Below are 22109 nucleotides of genomic sequence, written 5' to 3'. Positions count from 1 at the left end.
CTATGTCTGGGTCCTCGAGCTCGAGATCATGCGTGACTTACGCCATACTTGCGGGGACCGCGCCGCAATCACGAGGAGCAGCTCTGTTGATCATCGTTTGTCCTATTCTGTCGTTGAGAGAGCTTCTCCTATCTGGGTTGAAAGGCGTCTGAGGGAGAGTTGCATCGAAACCGCAAGCGTCCGTGCTCGAGTGCCGTTTGTCAACCAAAGGTGTAAGATCTATGAGAACCCGCGTGTGGACTACTATCAATTTTGATGCGGACGGAATGCAATCCGATTTCGCGCGCGTTCCATACTCCTCGGACACCTCCGCCTATGGTTGGATCCCTATCCCGATGCTTTGCTTCAAAGGTGCTGACGGGCCAACGGCCCTATTTACTGCGGGTACCCATGGGGACGAGTATGAAGGCCAAGTCGCACTTCGCAAGCTAGCACGAGAACTTACGAGTACCAATCTCCAGGGTCGGGTCATCATCCTGCCCGCTCTCAACAGGCCCGCGGTCGCCGCGGGCCATCGCAACTCGCCCCTCGATGGAAGCAACCTCAATCGCGTTTTTCCTGGTATGCCTGATGGCGGCCCAACGGCCATGATCGCACATTATGTAGCCACGGAACTGTTTCCTCGCGCCGATCTTATCATTGATCTGCATTCGGGCGGGACATCGCTCGAATACTTGCCTGTGGCGCTGGCCCGACCCGGGCGCACCGACGGCGAAGCCGAAAAAATCCGCTGTCTTTTGAGGAGTTTCGGTGCGCCCTATGGCATCCTTACGGACAGAGCGGGAGGCGGAGCAAGCGGCACACTCTATGGGTTCGCCGAACAGCAGGGCATTCCAGCATTGACGACGGAGCTCGGCAGCGGTCCAACGATATCAAGAGTTGGCCTCGCAATCGCCGAAAGCGGCCTTCGCCGCGTGCTGCGTGACTACGGTATCGCGCCCGATATTATCGCTCCAGAGGCGCCGCCGGTTCGGCTCGCGAGATCACTCGGGCCAACAAGTACAATCTATTCGCCTACTGATGGTCTTTTCGAACCTCATGTGAGGCCCGGCGACCAGGTTGCCGTCGGTCAAAAGGCTGGATGCATCTATCGCTTAGATGACCCGCTCGCGCAACCGCTTGAACTCACTTTTGCTGCAGCAGGCATCGTCAGCTTCCGGCGCTTTCCAACGCTTACGTCGATTGGGGATGCACTATTTGGCCTTATGGTAGAAGCAGATAACTAGCAAAAAGTGTGGCAGAAGTGTTCGTTCGATTGGCGCGACTGCATCGAACGAAACCGCTACCAAAGCGTGAACCGAGAGTTGGCGTTGAGCGCCTCAGATAAGCCCGCATCAGCAGTTCGGCTGGACGCGGGCATGTACCCGGTGGTTGATTACGGCTGGCCTGCGTTCAGCAGCTCTCTTCGCGCATGCGTTTCTGGCCCGATCTTTCGCTAGCTCGAGAGCCGCAATGGCTCCATCGAGGTCCTCCAAAGCCGAACGTAACTGGAGCTGAGAATTGATCTATCGCCAAGCTTAAGCGATCCCGGCAAAGCGATTCAGTAGAGGCGCGGCGACCGCACGTAGCTCGGTGGCTCGCTTGGCACCCATCAAGCAAAGCCCTGTTGTCCCGATCCCCATGCGAGCGTCGATGCAGCGAAGTGTTTCGGCTGGGTGATGCGAGGTGTTCCATACGACAATCTTCACCCAACGCTTTGATGCGTTTGGCATGGTACGTGCTTGTTGTCCGTACACGAGTCACAGGCGAGCCTTTGTCGCGAGCTGCTGGTGCATTTCAGTCGTCTGAATGCGCAAGGTGTACAAAGAATCAGGGACAAAAGAATGTGCGCAACGGCCAATCCCGTATCGAATTACGCCGTAATCAAACTGCCTGTCAGGCAATTGCGACCGACAGAGCAAATCAACATTGAAGATGCGCGTAAACTGACGAATATAATCGGGAAGGAGAAACGTTGGAAGCGACCTATTTTGGTCGAGCACCGTCACTCTGTCATCATGGACGGTCATCATCGCTACTTCTGTGCAAACGCGCTTGGTCTCTCGTTTGTCCCGTGCGTCTTGCTTTCTTATGATGATCCCAACCTGCAGGTGACCTACTGGTCCAATTCGGCGCCTGTCGCTGTGGATCAGATCATCCGGGCCGGGCTTTCCGGCGACCTTATGGACTATAAAACGACGCGCCATCAGCTACTCGTCCCTGTGGACAGCTGCTCAGTCGACCTAGACGACTTGAGGTGAGGGACGATGGAATGATGCAGGGCTTTAACGAACGCGACGTCAAATGAAGAATGGTCCCGAGCCGTAGACAAGTTTTGTTCCCTTTCAACCTCGGTGGGCTCCCGCAACGTAGAAGGCAAGTAGCCCTTTTCCACCGTACGCCTGATGTCTGCTCGAGGGTCCCCCACGTGGTACACGTGCGCTGACGTCTAGCAGCGCGGGCAACCTTGTCTACCCGATCTTAGACATTGTCGATAGGCATCCAGGCGATCTCGCCCACCAGCTCCCGGACGCGGCCGTCGGCCGCCCTAGTGATCCGGCGACCTGACGGACAGTCCCGCCGTTAGCTCGCCGGGCATCACACGGCGATAATGCATGATGCGACCAAAACTCTCAAAAACACCCGCCTCCCAAGCTCGGTGTTGAATGTTATCGCGACGATTAGGTCGATAGCTCCCAATGTTCGAAGCGCCCGCAGACGGGGAGAAGCCGTACCGAGACAAACTCTTCGATCACGCGCTCAAGCCGGTCGATCCAGGCCTTGGCGACCCAAACCGCCCTACTATTTCCTGAAGCGCGGCCATGTGCCGGAGTGATTTAACCTCTAGTTCCTGAGGCCAGCGAGATAACGAATTGTCGAGCCTTTTCTGCGGGGATAGGTGAGGCCGTGCTTGAGCATCAAGGCGCGCGCCTTCTGCCAGTGGGCGGCAGCGCTTCAACCGCTGCCACTCGGACGTGAACGAGACCGCGCATCGTCTCGCGGCATTCATCGGAGACCATACCGCCGTCGGCGCCCACGCGTAGCAGCCACGCGAGAAAGGCGGCGCCTGGCGGTTAGTCTTGGCCCGATCACCTGCCTTCTTTGAGGCCAGTGACGAGCTAGCCTGCATTCATGAGGCATAGCCGGCCGGACAGGCCTCATAACCAAAATGCACACGATCAAATCGGCACCGATCCGTAGCGCATACTGGCTGCAGGCGCGTCGACCTCGCAAGAGGCAAGCGTCTCCTTTGCCGGCATGTTTCCACGAACGCGCAGTGTCTTCACCTCGCGACGTCTGCTCCGACACATGCATAGCAATCAGCTACCACAACTCCTTCCTGGATCATGATGATCGGATCGGCTGCCCGATCATCACTCGGACTCGCTGTGTCGGCCGGTCGCCTCAACACAGGCGGACATAGGGTCTTACAGCTCGTCTATCTCGCCAGGGTACTGGATCGGGTAGCACGCCAATTTCTGTTGTGGCGGTGGTCGGATCACCATGGAACAGCCTTTCGCGCTAAAACATCTTTTGAGGATACCCTGATCGTCAAAGCGGGTCGGACCCCTCCACAGGTTTGGCCTCACAATTCACGGGTAAGCCCCTCATAACTGTACGTGCCGGCAACGACGTCGCCGTCAGCACGGACGATAAGGGCGCCCGGCGCGATAAACGTGTTTGTCTGAGCGGTGGGAGCGCAGCGCCACTACGAGGAGGTATATCGTCGGGTCTGCGAGACCGGCAGTGGGGGCTCACGATCATAGGCCATATCCCGATTCCACAGAGACGCCCCTATTCGAGCTTCGACCGCAGCACACCAAGCCTGCTTCACCTCTCCGCCCGATCCGCGTGGCCGCCTAACATAGGCAGAGGCGACATCTGTCAACGCGGAGAATTGTCGTGACTGGCTTGATCTACGGCGGCAGCCGCCTTGGAGGCGGCGCGAACAAACTTACTAAACGCCTTCTGCTTGAGTTGAGTTCAAGTTTGAGCTCAACGAGCCGAGACTATCATCATTGGCAGTTGGCAAGACCAGAGGCAGAGCGTCTAGATCGCATGATGCCGATGAGTCACAGCTACCGTGTCAACAGCTAAACAAGATGAGAGCACAGGTCAAATCGAGTCGGAGAGATAACGTTATGAACAAAACCAACCTCGCCTGTAAGCCGTCAGATCGCATCTACGTCGGACGATCCGAGATAAATGGGTCCGGCTTGTTTTCAAGAAGAACTATATCGAGGGGAAATGTCATAGAACGGCTCGAAGGTGAGATCTGTCCGCTGGCGACCAAGAGGACGATACAAATTGATCGCGATAAGCATCTTTGTAGTGAATACATAGACTTCATAAATCACTGTTGTCGTCCGAATGCCCGCCTTCAGATCGACGATGGTGGCGTTGTACTGATTGCGATGGAGGAAATTGGTCGTGACAGAGATGAAGTGACGATCAATTACAACTGCTCCGAATACTCTCTTGCTGAGAGCTTCTTGTGTCGATGCTGTGAGCCTCCCAGGCTTATCGCTGGATACAGATACTTACTGGAGGGAGACCAGGGCGAATACCTGCAACGAATAGGGCAATTCGTGCTGCCGCACCTCTTGTCGATGTCTTCAAAATGATCGTCGTCACAGGACTGAGTTCGACTACGAGGAGGTAAACTGAGATCAGGTAGTCCAAGCATGGTGTAAGGAGTGCAACAGCTGCATCGCAGAGATGCGTTACGCGGAGTTCTGACGGTCGGGCCAGCTTGCTCTTTCAGCCCGATTTCTTAGCTCTCTGCGGACCACGTCCTGCAGCGTCTCCTTGTGTCGAGCGATAGATCCGACGACAGCTCTTCAGCTTGATCTTCTCGTCCTCGAGCTGCTTTAACCGCCGTTTCTCGGTCGGCAACCGCCGTCATACTCTTCTTCCAATTAAAATAGGGAAGTCACCTGGCTGATGCGGGCCTTGCCACCGATGTCCGACAGCAAACGGATAAACGTCTTCTGGCAGCCGAAACGCCGAGGGCGTTCATCATTCTTCGCTCGTTCCAGCCTGGGAATCAGTGCGAAACATTGCAGCTCAAATAGTGCTTACCGCGCCTCAGATCACATTCTTGCAAAAAGTCGATCCCTCGCGATTGCTATGAAATCAATCGCCTGATTCATGCAAGTAACCCGAATCCTCAGTTGTTGGCCACTTCGCGCTGGAAATAGTTGACCATTCACATCTTGCGCTGAGGCTCCCGAAAATTGCGCATGTCCGGTTCCAGACAAGCGAGACTCGGCATCTCACTGTGCAAGCATTTCAGCGACGGAGGAAAAAGGCGGAGTGCCCTCCTCTTATCTCAGCAACATCCGGGCACACCGTTGTGGCATACTGTTTGCTGGGAGCAGGGCTTGCTACGCGTGATTGGCGCGAAGGATCTAATGAAAATGATCGAGGAGGTCAAGCAGTTGGGAGCGGTTCCGATCGAAGCTTTGTCACTCATGTTTCCTTTCGAATGATGCCATGCAAGGTAGTTCGTTTATTCCCCACGGCATCGGGACGGACGGCTCGAAGCTCTCTCAAGTCGCAGAACACGCAATTGACCGCGCAACGCGAGAGGGGCATCCCCGCAAAGTTAGTTGGACGCCCAGCTCGAACGCGGCGTTCACGGAGGGCGCGCAGGCCTGTTTGCTCGCCGTTCTCGTGGAGGAGGTGAAATGAACGAGAGAATGTCCTCCTGGGCATATGCTGAATCTAAGGCGTGTGCCTCGCAGCTTTGCCTAAGCGCATCGCGCAATGCCGTCTGCCGCTTGGTCCGCTGCCTATTCGCCGAGCGTCTTCTCGAGCCGGAGGGGTTAATGTGGGCTCGCCAAGGCAACGAAGCATGGCTTCCCCTTTGGCGATCACGCGAAGTCCTACACTTTACGGATTTGCACCGTGCGCCTGCCGGAGTACTTCAAAATCGAGGTTCAATCGAAGTAATAGACGAGACCGGCGCTCGTTACCTGATCGATAGTCCCTGCGACCTCATCAGAGAGGTCGCGCCGTCTTTGACAATCGCGCCAGCAACGGACGGCGTTCAGCGTCTCATCCGCGACGTCGAGGACAGCATGCGTAACGACGTCCTCGCACGTGATCACCGGGAGCATTGGAGCGCAGAGTTGCGTGGTAAAATAGCCGAAGCTGGAGCCCGGGATTTCATCGAATATCTCCAAAGGAATCTGCCGCCGCACCTGGCGGCAATTACTCTCGATCAGTGGGGAGCACTGGAGGGGCATCCCTTCTACCCGACATGGAAGGCCAAATCCGATCTGTCGACCGAGGACGTCACTGCATTGTCGCCTGAGTTCGGGGCTCGCGTGCGCGTCCGAATCGCCGCACTGCGCAAAGAATGGTCCTATGTGGAGAAGATGCCGCATGTGGGCACCTATTCGGAATGGTTCTCCCAAAACTTCCCGCAGCTCTGGTACGACTGGACTGAAGGACTTAAAAAAAGGGGCAAATCCTCTGAGGACTGGCTGCCGCTACCTATCCATATCTGGCACCTAGACAATTTTCTGCGACGTGAACTCGCCTCAGAGATCGCGTCTGGAATTTTCGATCCCAACGGCCCGGAAATCATAACGCTGCCGGCAATGTCGTTCCGCACAATGCTGCCAGACACACGGGAGCCGAGACCCTTTATCAAATTACCGGTGGCGATTTGGATGACCAGCGAACAGCGCATTCTGCAGGCAAAGTCGATTCACATGGGACCGCGTCTCAGCACCTTGATTCTAGAAATCATATCAAATGAGAGGCATCTCTCAGAAAAATTGGAGATCTTCCCAGAGGAGCTGGGGGCAATCCTTCACCACCCCGTAACAGACGACGAGCATCGGGGTCGATTTCTTTCGGTTGTCTACCGCAACCCTGATGCAATGACACGAAATGATGGACTATTTTCGGTCACTGTTGCAGCGCTCCTTGCTGCAAGCCCGGTCGACGGCCGCCCGCTCATTTGCGAACTGATTGCGCGGGGCGGCTGTCAAAGCGAATCTGCATTCTTCCGTGCCTATGTGAGGACCGTGATCACGCCGATCCTCACCATGTATTTGCTTTACGGACTGGCACTTGAGGCGCATCAGCAAAACAGTACAATCTTGTTCGACGAGATCGGTCGTCCCCAAAAACTCCTACTCCGGGATTTCGGCGACGCCCGCACCTTTGTTCCCCTGCTCAAGGAGCGAGGGTACGATCTCAAGCCGTTCACTCGGACGGGGATCTTACCCACGGCCTTTTACGACGACATCAGTCTCGTGCGCTCATTCGTCATCGACGCGTGCTTCGTCTGTCATTTACATGAGGTCGCACTGTGCCTCGATGAACATTATGAGCCGTCAGGCCCAAGCCTTTGGTACATCCTACGGGAAGAGACCGAGGCCGTCTTTGACGCCCTCAGGCCACGCATGATGTCGGATGCGCTCTGGTTGGAAGAACGCAAAGCGTTTCTCGAGGATCCCTGGCGAAGCCGCTCGGTGCTACGGATGCACTTGGAGCGCTATCGGGACTTTCGAGTGGAGCACGAGCTGCCAAATCCACTGGCGGGAGTGTAATGACAGCGGTCCCCGGGGTTTTCGGACCTGGCATACTGCATCCGCAAACCGCCGGTTCAGCGCCTCTGATGTTGCGCTTGACGGCCGCTGGAAGCTGAAATGGGGCTTTGACGCTCCGTGCCAGGCCAGCTGAAGACCCACTTTATCCTTCAGAGCAGGATCGATGCGCCGAGAATCCAAAAGTGGCGATCGCTATATTCGGGCTGCCGTCGTCTTCAAGTCTTTCATTGCCACCCTGCCGGTGTCGCAACTCTCCTGGCCTGACGGACGCGCCCCCCTTTGCTGTTTTGCCTGCCAAAGAACATCGATGGCGGCAACATAGCGAGATTTGCTGCCTGTTCTTTCGGCGGCCATGATCGTGTGCGGTTTCGCCAGAGCTGGCTCACTTTACGCCAAGCGCTCCCGCTTGGTGGTCCACAAAGGTGGACGGGGCACCACCTTGGTAATGCAGATCGTTTCGTTCCGAGCGATGTGACAGAGACTGGAGACGAGGCGCAGGCGATCCCGTTCTCTATGCGCCTCACGGTCCACATTGGCCAGTTTCGCGATGACCTTGTCGCCTCAACTCGAGCATAGGGGAGAACAAACGGCGAGACGTGGGCGAATTCGCCGGAATCAATGCAAGGACGCAGAATTTCAAACAGCAGCGGCGCTACATCGAATGAATCGAAAGTCGGTCGTTTGATAGCGGTTTTCCGGCAACTGCAAAAGGAAACGATTTCTGCGCCCCAGGCGGTTCGGTGAGTTCAAGAAGGCGCACACCTTGGCTCGCACGATGCGATGTGTGCAGATCCTCGCTCCCATTCAGCAGGTGTTTTGAGCAAACAAGAATTGGTGTCCAGGCACCATCCTACGCACAAACATGAGGTAGCATGTCAAGTGAAAGTCCCGCCCTCACCATTGTCGTCAACCACGATAAGGCGGAATTGTTTGCACATGTGTTGGGTGAACGTTTTCCGCAAGTCCGAATCATTGTGGCGCCGGATGCCGAACGGCTAGAGCAACACATAGGTGAGGCCCAGGCATTGCTTGCTTACCATTTCCCGGTCGAACTGCACGGCCGGGCGCGGAAGCTGAAGTGGTTTCAGTTCCATGCTTCCGATCCGCGACAGAGTGGGTGATATCATCGTGACAAATGTTCGCGGAATGCAGGGCGGCCTCATCGCTGATTACGTGATGGGCGGCGTGACGATACTGAATTGGAATTTCCGAAAACTTTTGTCCGAGCAAGCGGAGCGCAAATGGATCCATCGATCCGTGGCGCCTTTGGCCAACAAAACGCTTGGCATTGTTGGGTTGGGTTCGATCGGTTCGACTATTGCTCGGCGCGCGAAGAGCGCGGGGATGATCGTTTTGGGTGCGAAGCGGGATATTTCTGTCCCGGCGGAAGACGTAGACCGGTTGTTCGGCTCCGATCAGCTGAAGGACTTGCTGCCACTCTGTGATTTCGTGGTTTTGGCCGTGCCGGCCACGCCGGAGACGGTCGGTCTGATCGGCGCTGACGAGATAGCATGCATGCGAAGTGATGCATTCCTGATCAACATCGCCCGGGGCAGCGTCGTCGTGGAGTCCGAATTGATCAGTGCCCTGCAGGCGGGCTCACTCGGGGGTGCAATGCTCGACGTGTTCGAGCGTGAGCCGCCGCCGCAGGACAGTCCGCTTTGGGAAATGCCGAATGTGATCATGACGCCCCATATTGCAGGTATTCTCACAGATTATGTGGAGCGAGCAATTGACATCGTCACAGAGAACGTCGAACGCTACCTGAAAGGGCTCCCGCTGAGGAACGTAATTGACCTGCGACGCGGTTACTGAGCCTCGATGGGAGCCAGGCAGAAGATTCGGTTCGCTCGCCCCACGTGCCGCCGCATGGGCGTCTCCAATCGATGGCGTGCTTAGGCTTGCCGCGAGACGAATCTTACATGAATCCTGGACGATATCCTATATGAATGCTGTTGAATGCCTTTTGCAGCGGGCCAAGCTTTGCTGGCTCAACGAGGCTAGTAATGGCCGGCTTCCTGATGGGGGGGACGGCCTGAGAGGCGGTCTCCTGACTGAACAGCCCTCTTTGGGGCACCTCGAGATGACAAACCTTGCTCTGGAGAGCAAGGATGGCCGGCCCTCCCCGAACTGCTCGGCAGGTTGTCCCGGTCGGAGCCAATTGTTGTCGGGTCAAGCCGTCTTTTCCTTTGCAGCGGCCTCATTCCCCCTACTGTCGTCGTGCTCGAGCTGAGTATCGTTTCGATCGAATGAAAAGCCGCGCTGTTGTCCAGTTCCGCGTTGAATTTCGAACATATGACGGCCCAGATTGAAGAAATTCGGCCGGCGAGACGGCTAGTCTATTTGAACAACGCAGTGAACCGCCTGAGCGCTGCACATTAACCCGGGCGCGATGCAGAGGTTCATTGTCTATCGCCCTTTCGAATTACCCTGACTGCTCGGAGTTCTGATTGCTGTTTGCATTGATCCTGCACGCGATGCGGCGCTGATGCAGCGTCGATTCGCGTCTGCTCGGAATATTGACTGCCCGTACATCGCCGCGCTGGGCCTCCGGTTCACCAGGGACTCCAGCGATCGGATGATGGCGATCTGTCATCCTGGTGAGTATTCGATGTAGCGCATCGGTGTACGAGATGCGGCCCCACTGCAGTCTAGGGCCTGCGACGAGTGTGGTCGGCTGAACAATGTCTTGACGTGCGTTCCGCTACCTCGCTCGCAGATGATGGGCTTTAAGGCTGAGACGATCGAGCATCGCGTCTCGGCGGAATAACTAAAGGAAGAATTGGAGCTATGGAAGCACGCGTTCCGACCGCCGCGGTCGCCTCAAGTGATTGGTCGCCTGCAGTCGATGCGAGTGACGTCATTAGCGGCATTCATGCGATGCTGCATCCCCGCAACATCGTGCTCGTCGGTGCCACAGACAAGCCGGGCAACTATGCCGAGCGCATTTGGAACAATCTGATCAAGTATAAATACGCTGGCGGGCTCTATGCTATGAACCCCGGGCGCGACACGATCTGGGGCGTGACCTGCTATCGGAATTTCGCCTCCCTTCCCGAAGCGCCCGACCATGTGCTCGTGCTGGTGCCGGCGAAGTTCGTCGTTCAGGTATTACGGGAGGCAGCCAGCGCAGGTGCGCGATCAGCAACTATCGTGACGTCGGGATTCAGCGAGTTGCAAGATGAGGAAAGTCAGCGGCTTGCGGCTGAACTTAAGGCCGCGGTGCGCGAGACGGGAATTTTCGTAACGGGCCCGAATTGCCTTGGCAATTTAAGTGCAGGCGAAAGACTGTTCACCAATATCGATGACCGGGTCGTCACGATGGAGCAGGGGGCGGTCGCGATTGCCGGCCAATCGGGCGCTATCGTGATGCTGATCCGGCAGGCGCTCGAGGAGCGCGGTGTCGGTGTCGGTTATATGGTATCGACCGGTAACGAGGTCGGGCTGGAAACGCCGGCTTTGATAGAGTACTTCGCCGCCGATCCCTCGATCCGAGTCATCGTGGTTTATCTGGAGGGCGTGCGCAATACCAATGCGTTTCGGCGTGCCTGCAGGGCAGCGCGTGACGCCGGAAAACCTGTCATTGCGTTGAAGCTGGGGGCCTCTGCGGGGGGGCGCGCTGCCGCTATGGCGCATACCGGGGCGCTGGCAGGCTCCATCGAATCCTTCGACGCGATATCGAGCCGCGAGGGCGTGATCCGGGTGCGCGGGCTTGATGAGCTGATCGAAACGACCGAATGTTTCGTTCATGCTCAATTACCTAGGGGCGGGCGGCTTGCCGCGGTGACGCTATCGGGTGGCAAGCGCGGGCTTCTGATTGACGCATTCCATTCGACGGGACTCCATTTTCCCCCGCTCTGTAAGGACATTAGCGGAAAGCTCGCGACGATGCTTGGGCCGGGTTCGCTCGTTGGCAATCCGCTGGATGCCGGTTTTGCTGCGGTGGTCGATCCATCCGTTTATCTCAAGTCAATCAAGATCATGATCGATGATCCGGACACCGACATCGTCATCATTGACGCGGAATTGCCTAAGGCGCCGCATGAGTTGCGCGAGAAAAATCTGCGCATCGTTAACGAGATGGCGAGCACCACATCGAAGCCTGTGATCTACATTAGCGGGATGTCCATCGGATTTACCGAGCACTCAAAGGCCCTGCGTAAGTCCTTGCCTTACATTGCTGTTGTGCAGGGCATGGACCGTGCCGTCAGCGCGATCAAGGCGCTAATCGACTATGCGATGCTCAAAAATGACGTGCCCGATATCGTTTCCTGCTCAAAACCCCGGGCTCGGGCCGTACTAAAAAAGACCTTGAACTGCACCAACGGCGCCGCGCTCGACGAAGTCGCCTCGAAAAAGCTGCTCAAGGCCTATGGCATTCCGATCCCAAAGGAGGCGATAGCGCGAACCGCCAAAGAGGCGTCAGCACTCGCAATGAAGATCGGCTTTCCAGTCGTGGCGAAAGTAGTCAGCCCTGACATCCTTCACAAATCCGATGTCGGCGGCGTCATGCTCAACCTCAAAAGTGCGGACGAGGTTCAGGTTGCCTTCAACGAAATCGTCACACGCGTGAAGAAGTTGAAGAGCAAGCCGAGGCTGGAAGGTATCTTGATTTCTCAGCAGCTCGAAGCCGATCTCGAGCTACTGATAGGCGCCTCGCTTGATGCTGAGATGGGGCCGGTGGTGCTATTTGGCACCGGCGGTGTCGACGTCGAGTTGATGAAAGACGTGGCACTCGCCGGAGCGCCTATTGACGCGACCGAGGCCAGAAGGCTGATACGTCGCACCAAAGCGGGCATTAAGATCGGGGGCTACCGCGGCAAGCCCGCCTTGAAGGAGGCTTCAGTTGTCAAGGCGCTCGTCGGGCTCTCCAACCTGATAGCCGATGCGGATGGTCAGATCACGTCTATTGACGTCAATCCATTTCTCGTCACGACCAAGAAAGGTCTCGCGGCTGATGCACTTGTCGTACTGCGGTCTGACACAGACAAGAGCGCCAAGAGGAGCCCACTGTGAGCGAAGTGGTGAAGCTTGAGCGTCATGATGAGGTCGGCATCGTCACGGTCAACAGTCCACCGGTCAACGCGCTGAGTGCCGCAGTCCGGGGCGGCATCTTCGAATGCATCAAGGCCGCGATCGCCGATCCCGCCATCAAGGGCATCGTGCTGACCTGCGCCGGCCGCACCTTCATCGCCGGCGCCGACATCACCGAATTCGGCAAGCCGCCGAAGCCGCCCGCCCTCAATGACGTGCTGTCCGAGATCGAGAATTCGCCCAAGCCGGTCGTTGCCGCGATCCACGGCACCGCGCTCGGCGGGGGCCTCGAGGTCGCGCTGGCGTGTCATTTCCGCGTCGCGGTGAAAGAGGCCAAGCTCGGCCTGCCCGAGGTGAAGCTCGGACTTCTGCCCGGCGCTGGCGGCACCCAGCGTCTGCCCCGCGCGGTCGGGCCTGAGCTCGCGGTCAAGATGATCGTCGGCGGCGACCCGATCGGTGCGGCGGAAGCGCTCAAGAACGGCCTGATCGAGGAGATCATCGAGGGGCCGGCCTCGGGCGGCGAAGCCTTCGTGCGCAAGCTCATCGCCGAGAAGCGCCCGCTGCGGCGCCTGCGTGACGACGATTCCAAGCTCGCGGCGGCCAAGGCCGACCGCTCGATCTTCACCAATGCGGTTGCGGCCATGACCAAGAAGTCGCGCGGCCTGGAGGCGCCGTTCGCCGCCGCCGACGCGGTCGGCTATGCCATCGACCTGCCGTTCGACGAAGGCCTGAAGAAAGAGCGCGAGGGCTTCCTCAAGCTCGTCGCCAGCGACCAGTCCAAGGCGCAGCGCTACGCCTTCTTCGCCGAGCGCGAGGCCAACAAGATCGCGGGCGTACCTGAAGGCACCAAGCCGCGTCCGGTCAACCGTGTTGCCATTCTCGGCGCCGGCACCATGGGCGGTGGCATCGCGATGTCCTTTGCCAATGCCGGCATTCCCGTCACCCTGATCGAGACCGGTGAGGAGCAGCTCAAGCGCGGCATGGGCGTGATGCAGAAGAACTGGGAGGCGACCGCCGCGCGCGGCGGCATCCCGGCCGATGCGCCCGCCAAGCGCATGGCGCTGATCGACGGCAAGGTCGGCATCGAGAATGTCGGCGATGCCGACCTCGTCATCGAAGCCGTGTTCGAGACCATGGCGGTGAAGAAGGAGGTGTTCGGCAAGCTCGACCAGTACGCCAAGCCTGGCGCCGTGCTCGCCTCCAACACGTCCTATCTCAACATCGACGAGATCGCGAAGTCGACCAAGCGTCCGCAGGACGTGCTCGGCATGCATTTCTTCTCGCCGGCCAACGTCATGAAGCTGTGCGAGATCGTGCGCGCCGACAAGACCGCGCCGGATGCTCTGGTGACCGCGGTGACGATCGCGCGAAAAATCGCGAAGGTGCCGGCCGTGGTCGGCGTCTGCGACGGCTTTGTCGGGAACCGCATGTTGGCGCAGCGCGGCAAGCAGGCCGAGAAGCTGCTGTTCGAAGGCGCCTTGCCGCAGCAGGTCGACGCGGTCGTGACAAAATTCGGCATGCCGATGGGGCCGTTCGCGATGGGCGACCTTGCCGGCCTCGACATCGGCTGGCGCTCGCGCAAGGACCGCGGCATCAAGTCCGAGATCGCGGATGCGCTGTGCGAGGCCGGCCGCTTTGGCCAGAAGACCGGCAAGGGCTACTACAAGTATGAAGCCGGTTCGCGCGCAGCGCTGCCCGATCCTGATGTCGAGAAGCTGATCGACGAGACGCTGCTGCGTCTGGGGCGCAAGAAGCGCGTCGTCAGCGACGAGGAGATCCTCGAGCGCATGATGTACCCGATGATCAACGAGAGCGCGAAGATCCTCGAAGAGGGCATCGCCGCGCGCCCCTCGGACATCGACGTGGTCTGGCTCTACGGCTATGGCTGGCCGATCTATCGCGGCGGTCCGATGTTCTGGGCCGACACCGTCGGCCTCAAGCACATCGCCGATCGCCTTTCCTTCTACGCCAAGGAGACCAACGACCCCAGCCTCGAGCCCGCCCCGCTGCTGAAGAAGCTCGCCGCAGAGGGCAAGACCTTTGCGTCGCTCGCGGCCGCGGCGAAAGCGGCGTGATGGCCTCAGCCTCTCCGCTTGTCATTCCGGAAGCGCCGAAGGGGCGGGCCGGGAATCCATTTCGCCGTGAAAAGCGCGGGTCGATTGATTCCGCGGCTCGCGACTTGTCCAATCCCGGAATGAGTCTGATCTAATTGCAGAAAATGACCCCTCCCGGTGACCAGGCTTATTCCGAGACCGTGCGGCAGACGACACCATCTTGCAATGCGCGCCGCCCGACCACCTGTCGGAAGCTGCCGCTGATTATGGCGCGCATGCCGAATCTGGCGACCAGCGGATCAGCTCACCGAACTCGCGGCCATGGTCGGGCGCGCCAACAGCAGAAATCGTCACAATCCATCTCATCTCGCATCAGGAGGTCGTTTTGATCGACGCCGTCATTGTTTCAACCGCCCGCACGCCCATCGGCAAGGCCTATCGCGGCATGCTCAACGCCACCGAGGGCGCAACCCTGCTCGGCCACGCCATCGGCGAAGCCGTCGCCCGGGCCAAGATCGAGCCCAATGAGGTCGAGGACGTCGCAATGGGGGTAGCCCTTCAACAGGGATCAACCGGCAGCAACATCACTCGCAAGGCGCTGCTCCGCGCCGGCTTTCCCGTGACCGTTTCCGGCACCACGATCGACCGGCAATGCGGTTCGGGCCTGCAGGCGATCGCGCTCGCCGCGCGCTCGGTTATCTTCGACGGCGTCGAGATCGCGGTCGGCGGCGGCGGCGAGTCGATCAGCCTCGTGCAGAACGACAAGATGAATTCGTTCCACGTACGGGATCCCGCGCTGCTAAAAATCAAGAGCGAAGCCTACATGTCCATGATCGACACGGCAGAAGTCGTCGCTAAGCGCTACGGCATCTCGCGTGCACGCCAGGACGAATATTCGCTGGAAAGCCAGCGCCGCACCGCGGCCGCGCAGCAGGGCGGCAAATTCAAGGACGAGCTCGCGCCGATCACCACCACGATGGCGGTGACCGACAAGGCGACCGGTGCCGTGTCGATGAAGGAGGTCACGCTGTCGCAGGACGAAGGTCCGCGCCCCGAAACCACCGCTGAAGGCCTCGCAAGGCTCAGGGCCGTGCGGGGCGAAGGATTTTCGATCACCGCCGCCAATGCCAGCCAACTTTCGGACGGCGCCAGCGCTTCCGTCATCATGAGCGACAAGGAAGCGGCCAAGCGCGGTCTTGCGCCGATCGGCATCTTCCGCGGCTTCGTCTCCGCCGGCTGCGAGCCGGACGAGATGGGCATCGGCCCGGTCTTTGCCGTGCCGCGCCTCTTGAAGCGCCACGGCCTTACCGTCGACGACATCGGCCTCTGGGAGCTGAACGAAGCCTTTGCTGCGCAGGTGCTGTATTGCCGCGACAAGCTCGGCATCGACCCCGAGAAGATCAACGTCAATGGTGGCGCGATCTCGCTCGGCCATCCTTACGGGATGTCAGGCGCGCGCCTGACCGGCCACGCCCTGATCGAGGGACGCCGCCGCAAGGCCAAATATGCCGTCGTCACCATGTGCGTCGGCGGCGGCATGGGCGCGGCGGGTTTGTTCGAGGTGTTGCAGTAATCGCACCTCGCAGCCGAGTTGCGCAATTGCGCACGCGCGGCACGAACCGTATTCCGCAGACGGAGTGACGGCTACGGAGACGAGTGGCTTTCTTACGAAGGCCGATTGTTACGGTCCCGGCCCCTGTGCCTGTTTGCGCAAGGCCGGAGGACGAGGAAGCTAACAGGAGGATCTCATGGATCTCGCGTTCACAAAGGAAGAGCAGGCGTTTCGGGAGGAGGTGCGGCAATTCCTGAGTGACAACGTGCCACCGGATACGCGGCGCAAGCTTGTGGAGGAGCGGCACCTCTCGAAGGACGAGATGGTGACCTGGTGGCGCATCCTCAACAAGAAAGGCTGGGGCGTCAGCCACTGGCCCAAGCAGTACGGCGGTACGGGTTGGACATCCGTGCAGCATTATATCTTCAATGAGGAATTGCAGTGCTATCCGGCGCAGCCTCCGCTCGCTTTTGGCGTCGGCATGGTCGGCCCCGTCATCTACACCTTCGGCAACGAGGAGCAGAAGAGGAAGTATCTGCCGCGCATTGCCAATGTCGACGATTGGTGGTGCCAGGGCTTCTCCGAGACAGGCTCCGGCTCGGACCTTGCTTCGCTGAAGACCAAGGCCGAGCGGAAGGGCGACAAGTGGATCATCAACGGCCAGAAGACCTGGACCACGCTCGCCCAGCACGCCGACATGATCTTTTGCCTGTGCCGCACCGATCCGTCCGCGAAGAAGCAGATGGGCATCTCCTTCATTGTCCTCTCGATGAAATCGAAGGGCGTCACCGTGCGACCGATCCAGACCATCGACGGCGGTCATGAGGTCAACGAAGTGTTCTTCGACGACGTCGAGGTGCCCTACGAGAACCTGATCGGCGAGGAGAACAAAGGCTGGGATTATGCAAAATTCCTGCTCGGCCATGAACGAATCGGCCTAGCTCGCGTCGGCCTCTCCAAAGCACGGTTGCGCCGCATTCGCGATCTCGCCTCCAAGGTGGAAGCCGGTGGCAAGCCCATTATAGAGCATCACGCGTTCCGCCAGAAGCTCACGGCCTGCGAGATCGAGCTGAAGGCGCTCGAGCTCACCCAGCTCCGCGTCGTCGCCGACGAAACCAAGCATGGCAAGGGCAAGCCGAACCCGGCCTCCTCAGTCTTGAAGATCAAGGGCTCCGAGATCCAGCAGGCCACCACCGAGCTGCTGATGGAAGTGATCGGCCCGTTCGCTGCTCCTTTCGAAGTGCGCGGCGACGACGGCTCCAGTGAGGCCATGGACTGGACCGCCCAAATCGCGCCGAGCTACTTCAACAACCGGAAGCTCTCGATCTATGGCGGCTCCGACGAGATCCAGCGGAACATCATCGCCAAGGCGGTGCTGGGGCTGTGAATTCTGCCCGTCACAAACACACTCGACGTCACGGCCGGGGCAAAAGCGCGAAGCGCGTCTTCGACGAATGACCCGGCCATCCACGCTAGCGGCACGAAGAACGTGGATACCCGGCACAAGGCCGGGCATGACGAAATCAGATACCGGGAGAGTTGAGAAACATGGATTTTGACCTGAACGAGGAGCAGCGGCTTCTCAAGGAAAGCATCGACGGCCTGCTGACCGATTCCTACGATTTCGAGCAGCGCAAGAAGTATATGAAGGAGAAGGGCGGCTGGAGCAAGGCGGTCTGGCTCAAGCTCGCCGAGCAGGGCCTGCTCGGCCTGCCGTTCAGCGAGGCCGATGGCGGCTTCGGTGGTGGCGGCGTCGAGACCATGATCGTGATGGAGGCGCTCGGCAAGGCGCTGGTGCTCGAGCCGTATCTGGCAACGGTCGTGATTGGCGGCGGCTTCCTGCGCCATGCCGGCACCGACGCTCAGAAGGCGGCACACCTGCCCGGCATCATCGACGGCAGCAAGACGCTGGCGTTCGCCCAGCTCGAGAAGAATTCGCGCTACGATCTGTTCGACGTCACCACGACCGCGAAGAAGAAGGGCGACGGCTGGGTCATCGACGGTGAGAAATTCGTCGTGCTCAACGGCGAGAACGCGGACACGCTTGTAGTGACCGCCCGCACCAAGGGCGACCGCCGCGATCATGGCGGCATCGGCGTGTTCCTGGTGCCGGCCAACGCCAAGGGCGTCGGCACGAAGGGCTATCCGACCCAGGACGGCCTGCACGCCGCCGACATCACCTTCACCGGCGTCGAGGTCGGCCCGGATGCGGTGCTCGGCAATCCCGAGGATTCCCTCGCGCTGGTCGAGCGCGTGGTCGACGAGGCCCGCGTCGCGCTCTGCGCCGAGGCGGTCGGGCTGATGGACGAGTCGCTCAAGACCACGGTCGAGTACATCAAGACCCGAAAGCAGTTCGGCGTCGCGATCGGCTCGTTCCAGTCGCTCCAGCACCGCGCCTCCGACATGTTCGTCGCGGCCGAGCAGGCGCGCTCGATGTCGATGTTCGCGACCATGGCTGGTGATTTCGAGAACGCCAGGGAGCGCAGCAATGCCATCGCCGCGGCCAAGGCGCAGATCGGCAAGTCGCTGAAATTCGTCGGTCAGCAGTCGATTCAGCTCCACGGCGGCATCGGCATGACCATGGAGGCGAAGATCGGCCACTACTTCAAGCGCCTCACCATGATCGAGAACTCGTTTGGCGATGTCGACTATCACCAGTCTCGCGTGATGGGGATAGCTTAATTTAATACACAGCCGTCATCCTGGATCTCGCAAGCGCGGGGCCAGTCTTCTCGTTCCTGGCAAAGCGAACCAACCCAGACCCTTTCGGCGAGAGACAGCCGGATGGTTCGTCGCTACGCTCCTGGCGATGACGGAGCAAGCGCACCCAATCAGGTCGACAAAAATGGAAACCACCTTGTTCGACTGCACCAGCAAGGGCGCCCTCGTTAGCTGCTCAAGCCGCGGCATAAGTGGGTTTTGTACTGCAAGAACAGGCGGAAAAAGCGAGGATATGCGAAAAGGTCGTATAGATGCGATCTGGTCCACCGGTCGGACACTGCATTGCGATCTCCGGGACTCGCTTCCACAGCTGCGAAGATTGCGGGATTCGCTTTCGCCACCGTCCTCTCAGCCAGAGCGAATCCCTATTGGCCACCGTTTCGTGATGGTCTTTAGCTTGGTGTAGAATCCCACTCTCTCCGCCACCGATTTTCAGTAGCGAAAAAGTCCTTCAAAATCAGGTGCTTCCCGAGCCGCCGAACTTTTTGCGGTGGAGCACTACGGTGGAGCACCGTGATCCCCTTAAGTATGCCATCCGGGGGGGTAATCCAGCCAGCAGAAATTACCCCCGCTAGTCGAAGCTCGGAATAACGCTGCTCTTCTTATCCCGCCTCGCGATGGGCGTTACAACACCGACTAAGAAACCTAAGACCGGCAATTCAGAGATGTCGGCGGCGCAAAAAACGGATAGGCCGACATAGAGAGATCTGCTGGGGATGTTGTAGACCTTATGATGTGCACGAAGCGGTTGTCCGTAGAGGATTCTTCTTGGTAATGGTCGACTTTTCGGGGGGAAATTCGTTGACCGTTCTCGACGAGCCGAACGAGGAGCTCCGGTTGGCTGGGGTGTACGATCGCCTCAGGCTGAAGCTTCTGGATCTGTCCAAAAAGAACTGAATGCTGAATTACAGCCTCGGTGCGAGATCCAAGCGACATCTTCAGATCGTCGACGAGGTGATGGAGGAGGTCTACAGGAAGCTCGCCGGCGAAGATGCCTCCTTGAGAATCGACCCTCTGGAAGAGCCCGAAGATATTCCGCCGGAGGAGAAGACGGAGGAGTTCATCGCCGCGCTCGAGCATGCGAAAGTCTCGAACCTGGAGTATCTGACGAAGCTTCAGGCTCTGGAAAGCTCCGGGCGCGATGACGAGTTCTCCTTGGGAAAGCTCGAGCGCGAGCTTCGCGATCACATCCGCGACGAATTCGAATTGCCGCCTCGGCCCAAGAAGGCCGAAATCAACCGTGCAGAACACGCCCGCCGGTCGAACATCGATCCGAATCCGGAGCTCGGACGCGTCAAGTCGAAGCCATCGCATAGCGACGCCGCCCTACAGACCTTGAAATTTCCGGACGAACTCGAGCGCGTGCTGGAGAAGATCGCCGCTGATGCACGATTATCGGAACAGGAAATGGAACTTTCGACCCTGTTCCTGTCGTTCGGCTTTTTGGATGGTACGAATCCGACAACTGCGACAAGAAGGCGTTCGCGCTTTGCTTCTGTTGCCCGTCGCACTCGACGTGAAGAAGGCGTACGGCCGAAATTCTTTCCATTTGTCGGCCACCGAATCTTCCGCCGAGTCAAATCTCAGTTTGCAGAAGCTTCTGGAGACGGAGTTCCACCGGAAATTGCCGTCCTTCGAAGGCAGCGATGACGAAGGATTGGCCTCTATCGAAGCATATTTCGACCTGGTCCAGGAGGCCATCAAGGATCTCGGACGATGGCAGATACGCCGATGGCTCGTCCCGGGTCATTTCGCCTTCGGTCGGTTCGCAGTATACGCCGACCTGAATCCTGCGAACTGGCAAGTCGATCCTGCTGCGCATCCCCTCGTCGGATCGATCCTGCAGGGGGCAGAAAAGGGCTTCGAAGGCGACGGCGCTCTCATCCCGAGTGAACCTACCGACTATCTGATCGACGATCCGCATATAGAAGCGGCGGCGCCTTTCCTGATCCACGATGCGGACGCTTCGCAGCACAGCGCCGTCATCGATGCGATGAAGGGCCGCAACCTCGTCATCCAAGGCCCGCCGGGCACCGTTAAATCGCAGACGATAGCGAACATCGTGGCTATACTGAGCGATGCGAAGGTCGGACCCCACATTCCGTCCCATGACGAAGAAAACCCGCCTGCCTTGCTGCACTCGTCGGCAGAATCCTGCAGGAGATCTTTCAGGAAAGCCGCAAAGAGTTGCGGACTTTGACCTGCATTTTTAGATGCTTGCACGATAGCAAGGTCCAAATTCGCGCGAAAATCGGCGAAGCGATGATCGTCAGCCCGGATTTTTGATAGTAGCTCCCAGTCGACACCGCTGGCATCGAGCAGTTGGAACGTAGTGATCGCGCGGGCTACTTCAATGCCCATGCTCTTTCCCTTGTCCGCCGTTTGAGCCAAACCCTTTTCGATACGCTCAAAAACATGAGGCGCGGTAGTGATCGGCCAAGCGCCGGTTGTCGCGACCCAGGCTAAGGCAAGCGCAACTTCATCGGATAGGAACCGGATTCCGAAGTTTATGCTGTCCTCCGGAGCCCCCGGGTTGGCATCTCGAACAAGCTTGGCCCAAAATTCCGTATCTTCGCTAGACACGTTCTTCAGCTCTTCGCGAGCGTGCGCCTGCAAGATAGGGTGCAATCCTCCGAAGCCATGTGGCACGACAGCGAAGGCGCCAGCGCGGACTAGAGGGGCTATCTCAGCCAGTCTCATCAAGCCGGCGCGAAAGCCGGTCCGGGCTTCTTCGAGCGAGAAAGAACCAATCAGCTGTCCAGTCTCTACGGACGGGTGCATCGCAGCGGCAAGTAGATCGGGAACGGCGATTGAACTGAAACAAAGTGCCGCTCGCTTATATGAGGCACTGGACATCAGGAGCGGACCTTCCTCGCCAAACTGGTCCGCGCCAGACGGCAAGTAGAGTGGCTTGTCCGCAATCGCCCTCGCCGCGATACCGTCACTCTCCAGCCAATCGTACCAAGCAGGAGCGAATCTGGCGAGGAAATCGCTCAGTTGGTCGTCTGGAGCTCCAGAAAGTTTTTCAGCTTCATCAACGTCGAAGTGGCAGCCAATTAGGTCCTCGACTGCCTGTAGAGAACCCCAATTTCGCTCCTGCCCCGCCATGCCGTCGTCCTTTCCACTGGGAGATGTATGATGTCAGGATCACTCGTCTACCGCAATCTGCGGCGAACGCGCGAACTGCGTCCAACCGCGATC

The 22109-nt window shown here is 58.8% G+C and carries 13 protein-coding genes and 1 pseudogene; 13 read left to right on the top strand and 1 reads right to left on the bottom strand.

Annotated elements, in window-relative coordinates:
* The first annotated feature begins 221 nt into the window (after positions 1–221).
* The 13 genes and pseudogenes from I6F37_RS35835 (at position 222) to I6F37_RS35775 (ending at position 20558) form a co-directional block, all read left to right on the top strand.
* Positions 222–1226, top strand: coding sequence for a succinylglutamate desuccinylase/aspartoacylase family protein (locus tag I6F37_RS35835; RefSeq protein ID WP_306469175.1), 1005 nt, complete (start codon positions 222–224; stop codon positions 1224–1226).
* A 597-nt stretch (positions 1227–1823) separates the two neighbouring features.
* Positions 1824–2240: a ParB N-terminal domain-containing protein gene (locus I6F37_RS46050; protein ID WP_368736804.1), complete on the top strand. Its 417-nt coding sequence runs from the start codon at positions 1824–1826 to the stop codon at positions 2238–2240.
* A gap of 1881 nt (positions 2241–4121) precedes the next feature.
* Positions 4122–4604 carry an SET domain-containing protein-lysine N-methyltransferase gene (locus I6F37_RS35825; protein WP_225130614.1) on the top strand — a complete coding sequence of 161 codons (483 nt, stop codon included), beginning with the start codon at positions 4122–4124 and terminating at the stop codon, positions 4602–4604.
* Between the two features lie 1077 nt (positions 4605–5681).
* Entirely contained in the window at positions 5682–7547 is a 1866-nt protein-coding gene (locus I6F37_RS35820) for an IucA/IucC family siderophore biosynthesis protein (RefSeq protein ID WP_225130723.1), read from the top strand.
* Positions 7548–7919: 372 nt separating this feature from the next.
* A pseudogene (locus I6F37_RS35815) lies at positions 7920–8075 on the top strand (antirestriction protein ArdC); the annotation flags it as partial.
* A gap of 344 nt (positions 8076–8419) precedes the next feature.
* Positions 8420–8668 carry a hypothetical protein gene (locus tag I6F37_RS35810; protein ID WP_225130616.1) on the top strand — a complete coding sequence of 83 codons (249 nt, stop codon included), beginning with the start codon at positions 8420–8422 and terminating at the stop codon, positions 8666–8668.
* Positions 8661–9362: a D-2-hydroxyacid dehydrogenase gene (locus tag I6F37_RS35805; protein WP_225148628.1), complete on the top strand. Its 702-nt coding sequence runs from the start codon at positions 8661–8663 to the stop codon at positions 9360–9362. The genes I6F37_RS35810 and I6F37_RS35805 overlap by 8 nt, the downstream gene beginning before the upstream one ends.
* Positions 9363–10337: 975 nt before the next feature.
* Positions 10338–12563 carry an acetate--CoA ligase family protein gene (locus I6F37_RS35800; protein WP_225130620.1) on the top strand — a complete coding sequence of 742 codons (2226 nt, stop codon included), beginning with the start codon at positions 10338–10340 and terminating at the stop codon, positions 12561–12563.
* Positions 12560–14656 carry a 3-hydroxyacyl-CoA dehydrogenase NAD-binding domain-containing protein gene (locus I6F37_RS35795; RefSeq protein WP_225130622.1) on the top strand — a complete coding sequence of 699 codons (2097 nt, stop codon included), beginning with the start codon at positions 12560–12562 and terminating at the stop codon, positions 14654–14656. The genes I6F37_RS35800 and I6F37_RS35795 overlap by 4 nt, the downstream gene beginning before the upstream one ends.
* 364 nt (positions 14657–15020) lie before the next feature.
* Positions 15021–16208, top strand: coding sequence for an acetyl-CoA C-acyltransferase (locus I6F37_RS35790; protein ID WP_225130624.1), 1188 nt, complete (start codon positions 15021–15023; stop codon positions 16206–16208).
* A 175-nt stretch (positions 16209–16383) separates the two neighbouring features.
* Positions 16384–17574 (top strand): pimeloyl-CoA dehydrogenase large subunit, encoded by a 1191-nt coding sequence (gene pimC / locus I6F37_RS35785; protein WP_225130626.1) that lies wholly within the window; start codon positions 16384–16386, stop codon positions 17572–17574.
* 161 nt (positions 17575–17735) lie between these two features.
* A complete protein-coding gene (gene pimD / locus I6F37_RS35780) occupies positions 17736–18869 on the top strand; it encodes a pimeloyl-CoA dehydrogenase small subunit (RefSeq protein ID WP_225130628.1) in 1134 nt (377 codons plus the stop codon).
* Between the two features lie 936 nt (positions 18870–19805).
* The gene (locus tag I6F37_RS35775; RefSeq protein WP_225130630.1) at positions 19806–20558 is read left to right on the top strand and encodes a DUF4011 domain-containing protein; all 753 of its coding nucleotides are present in this window, start codon (positions 19806–19808) and stop codon (positions 20556–20558) included.
* A gap of 252 nt (positions 20559–20810) precedes the next feature.
* Here I6F37_RS35775 and I6F37_RS35770 read toward each other — a convergent pair whose 3' ends face one another.
* A complete protein-coding gene (locus I6F37_RS35770; protein WP_225148629.1) occupies positions 20811–22016 on the bottom strand; it encodes a hypothetical protein in 1206 nt (401 codons plus the stop codon).
* Positions 22017–22109 lie beyond the last annotated feature (93 nt).

It is taken from the genome of Bradyrhizobium sp. NBAIM08, from assembly GCF_020193935.1.
Taxonomy (GTDB): Bacteria; Pseudomonadota; Alphaproteobacteria; order Rhizobiales; family Xanthobacteraceae; genus Bradyrhizobium; species Bradyrhizobium yuanmingense.
This window is presented reverse-complemented; position numbering and strand designations above follow the sequence as displayed.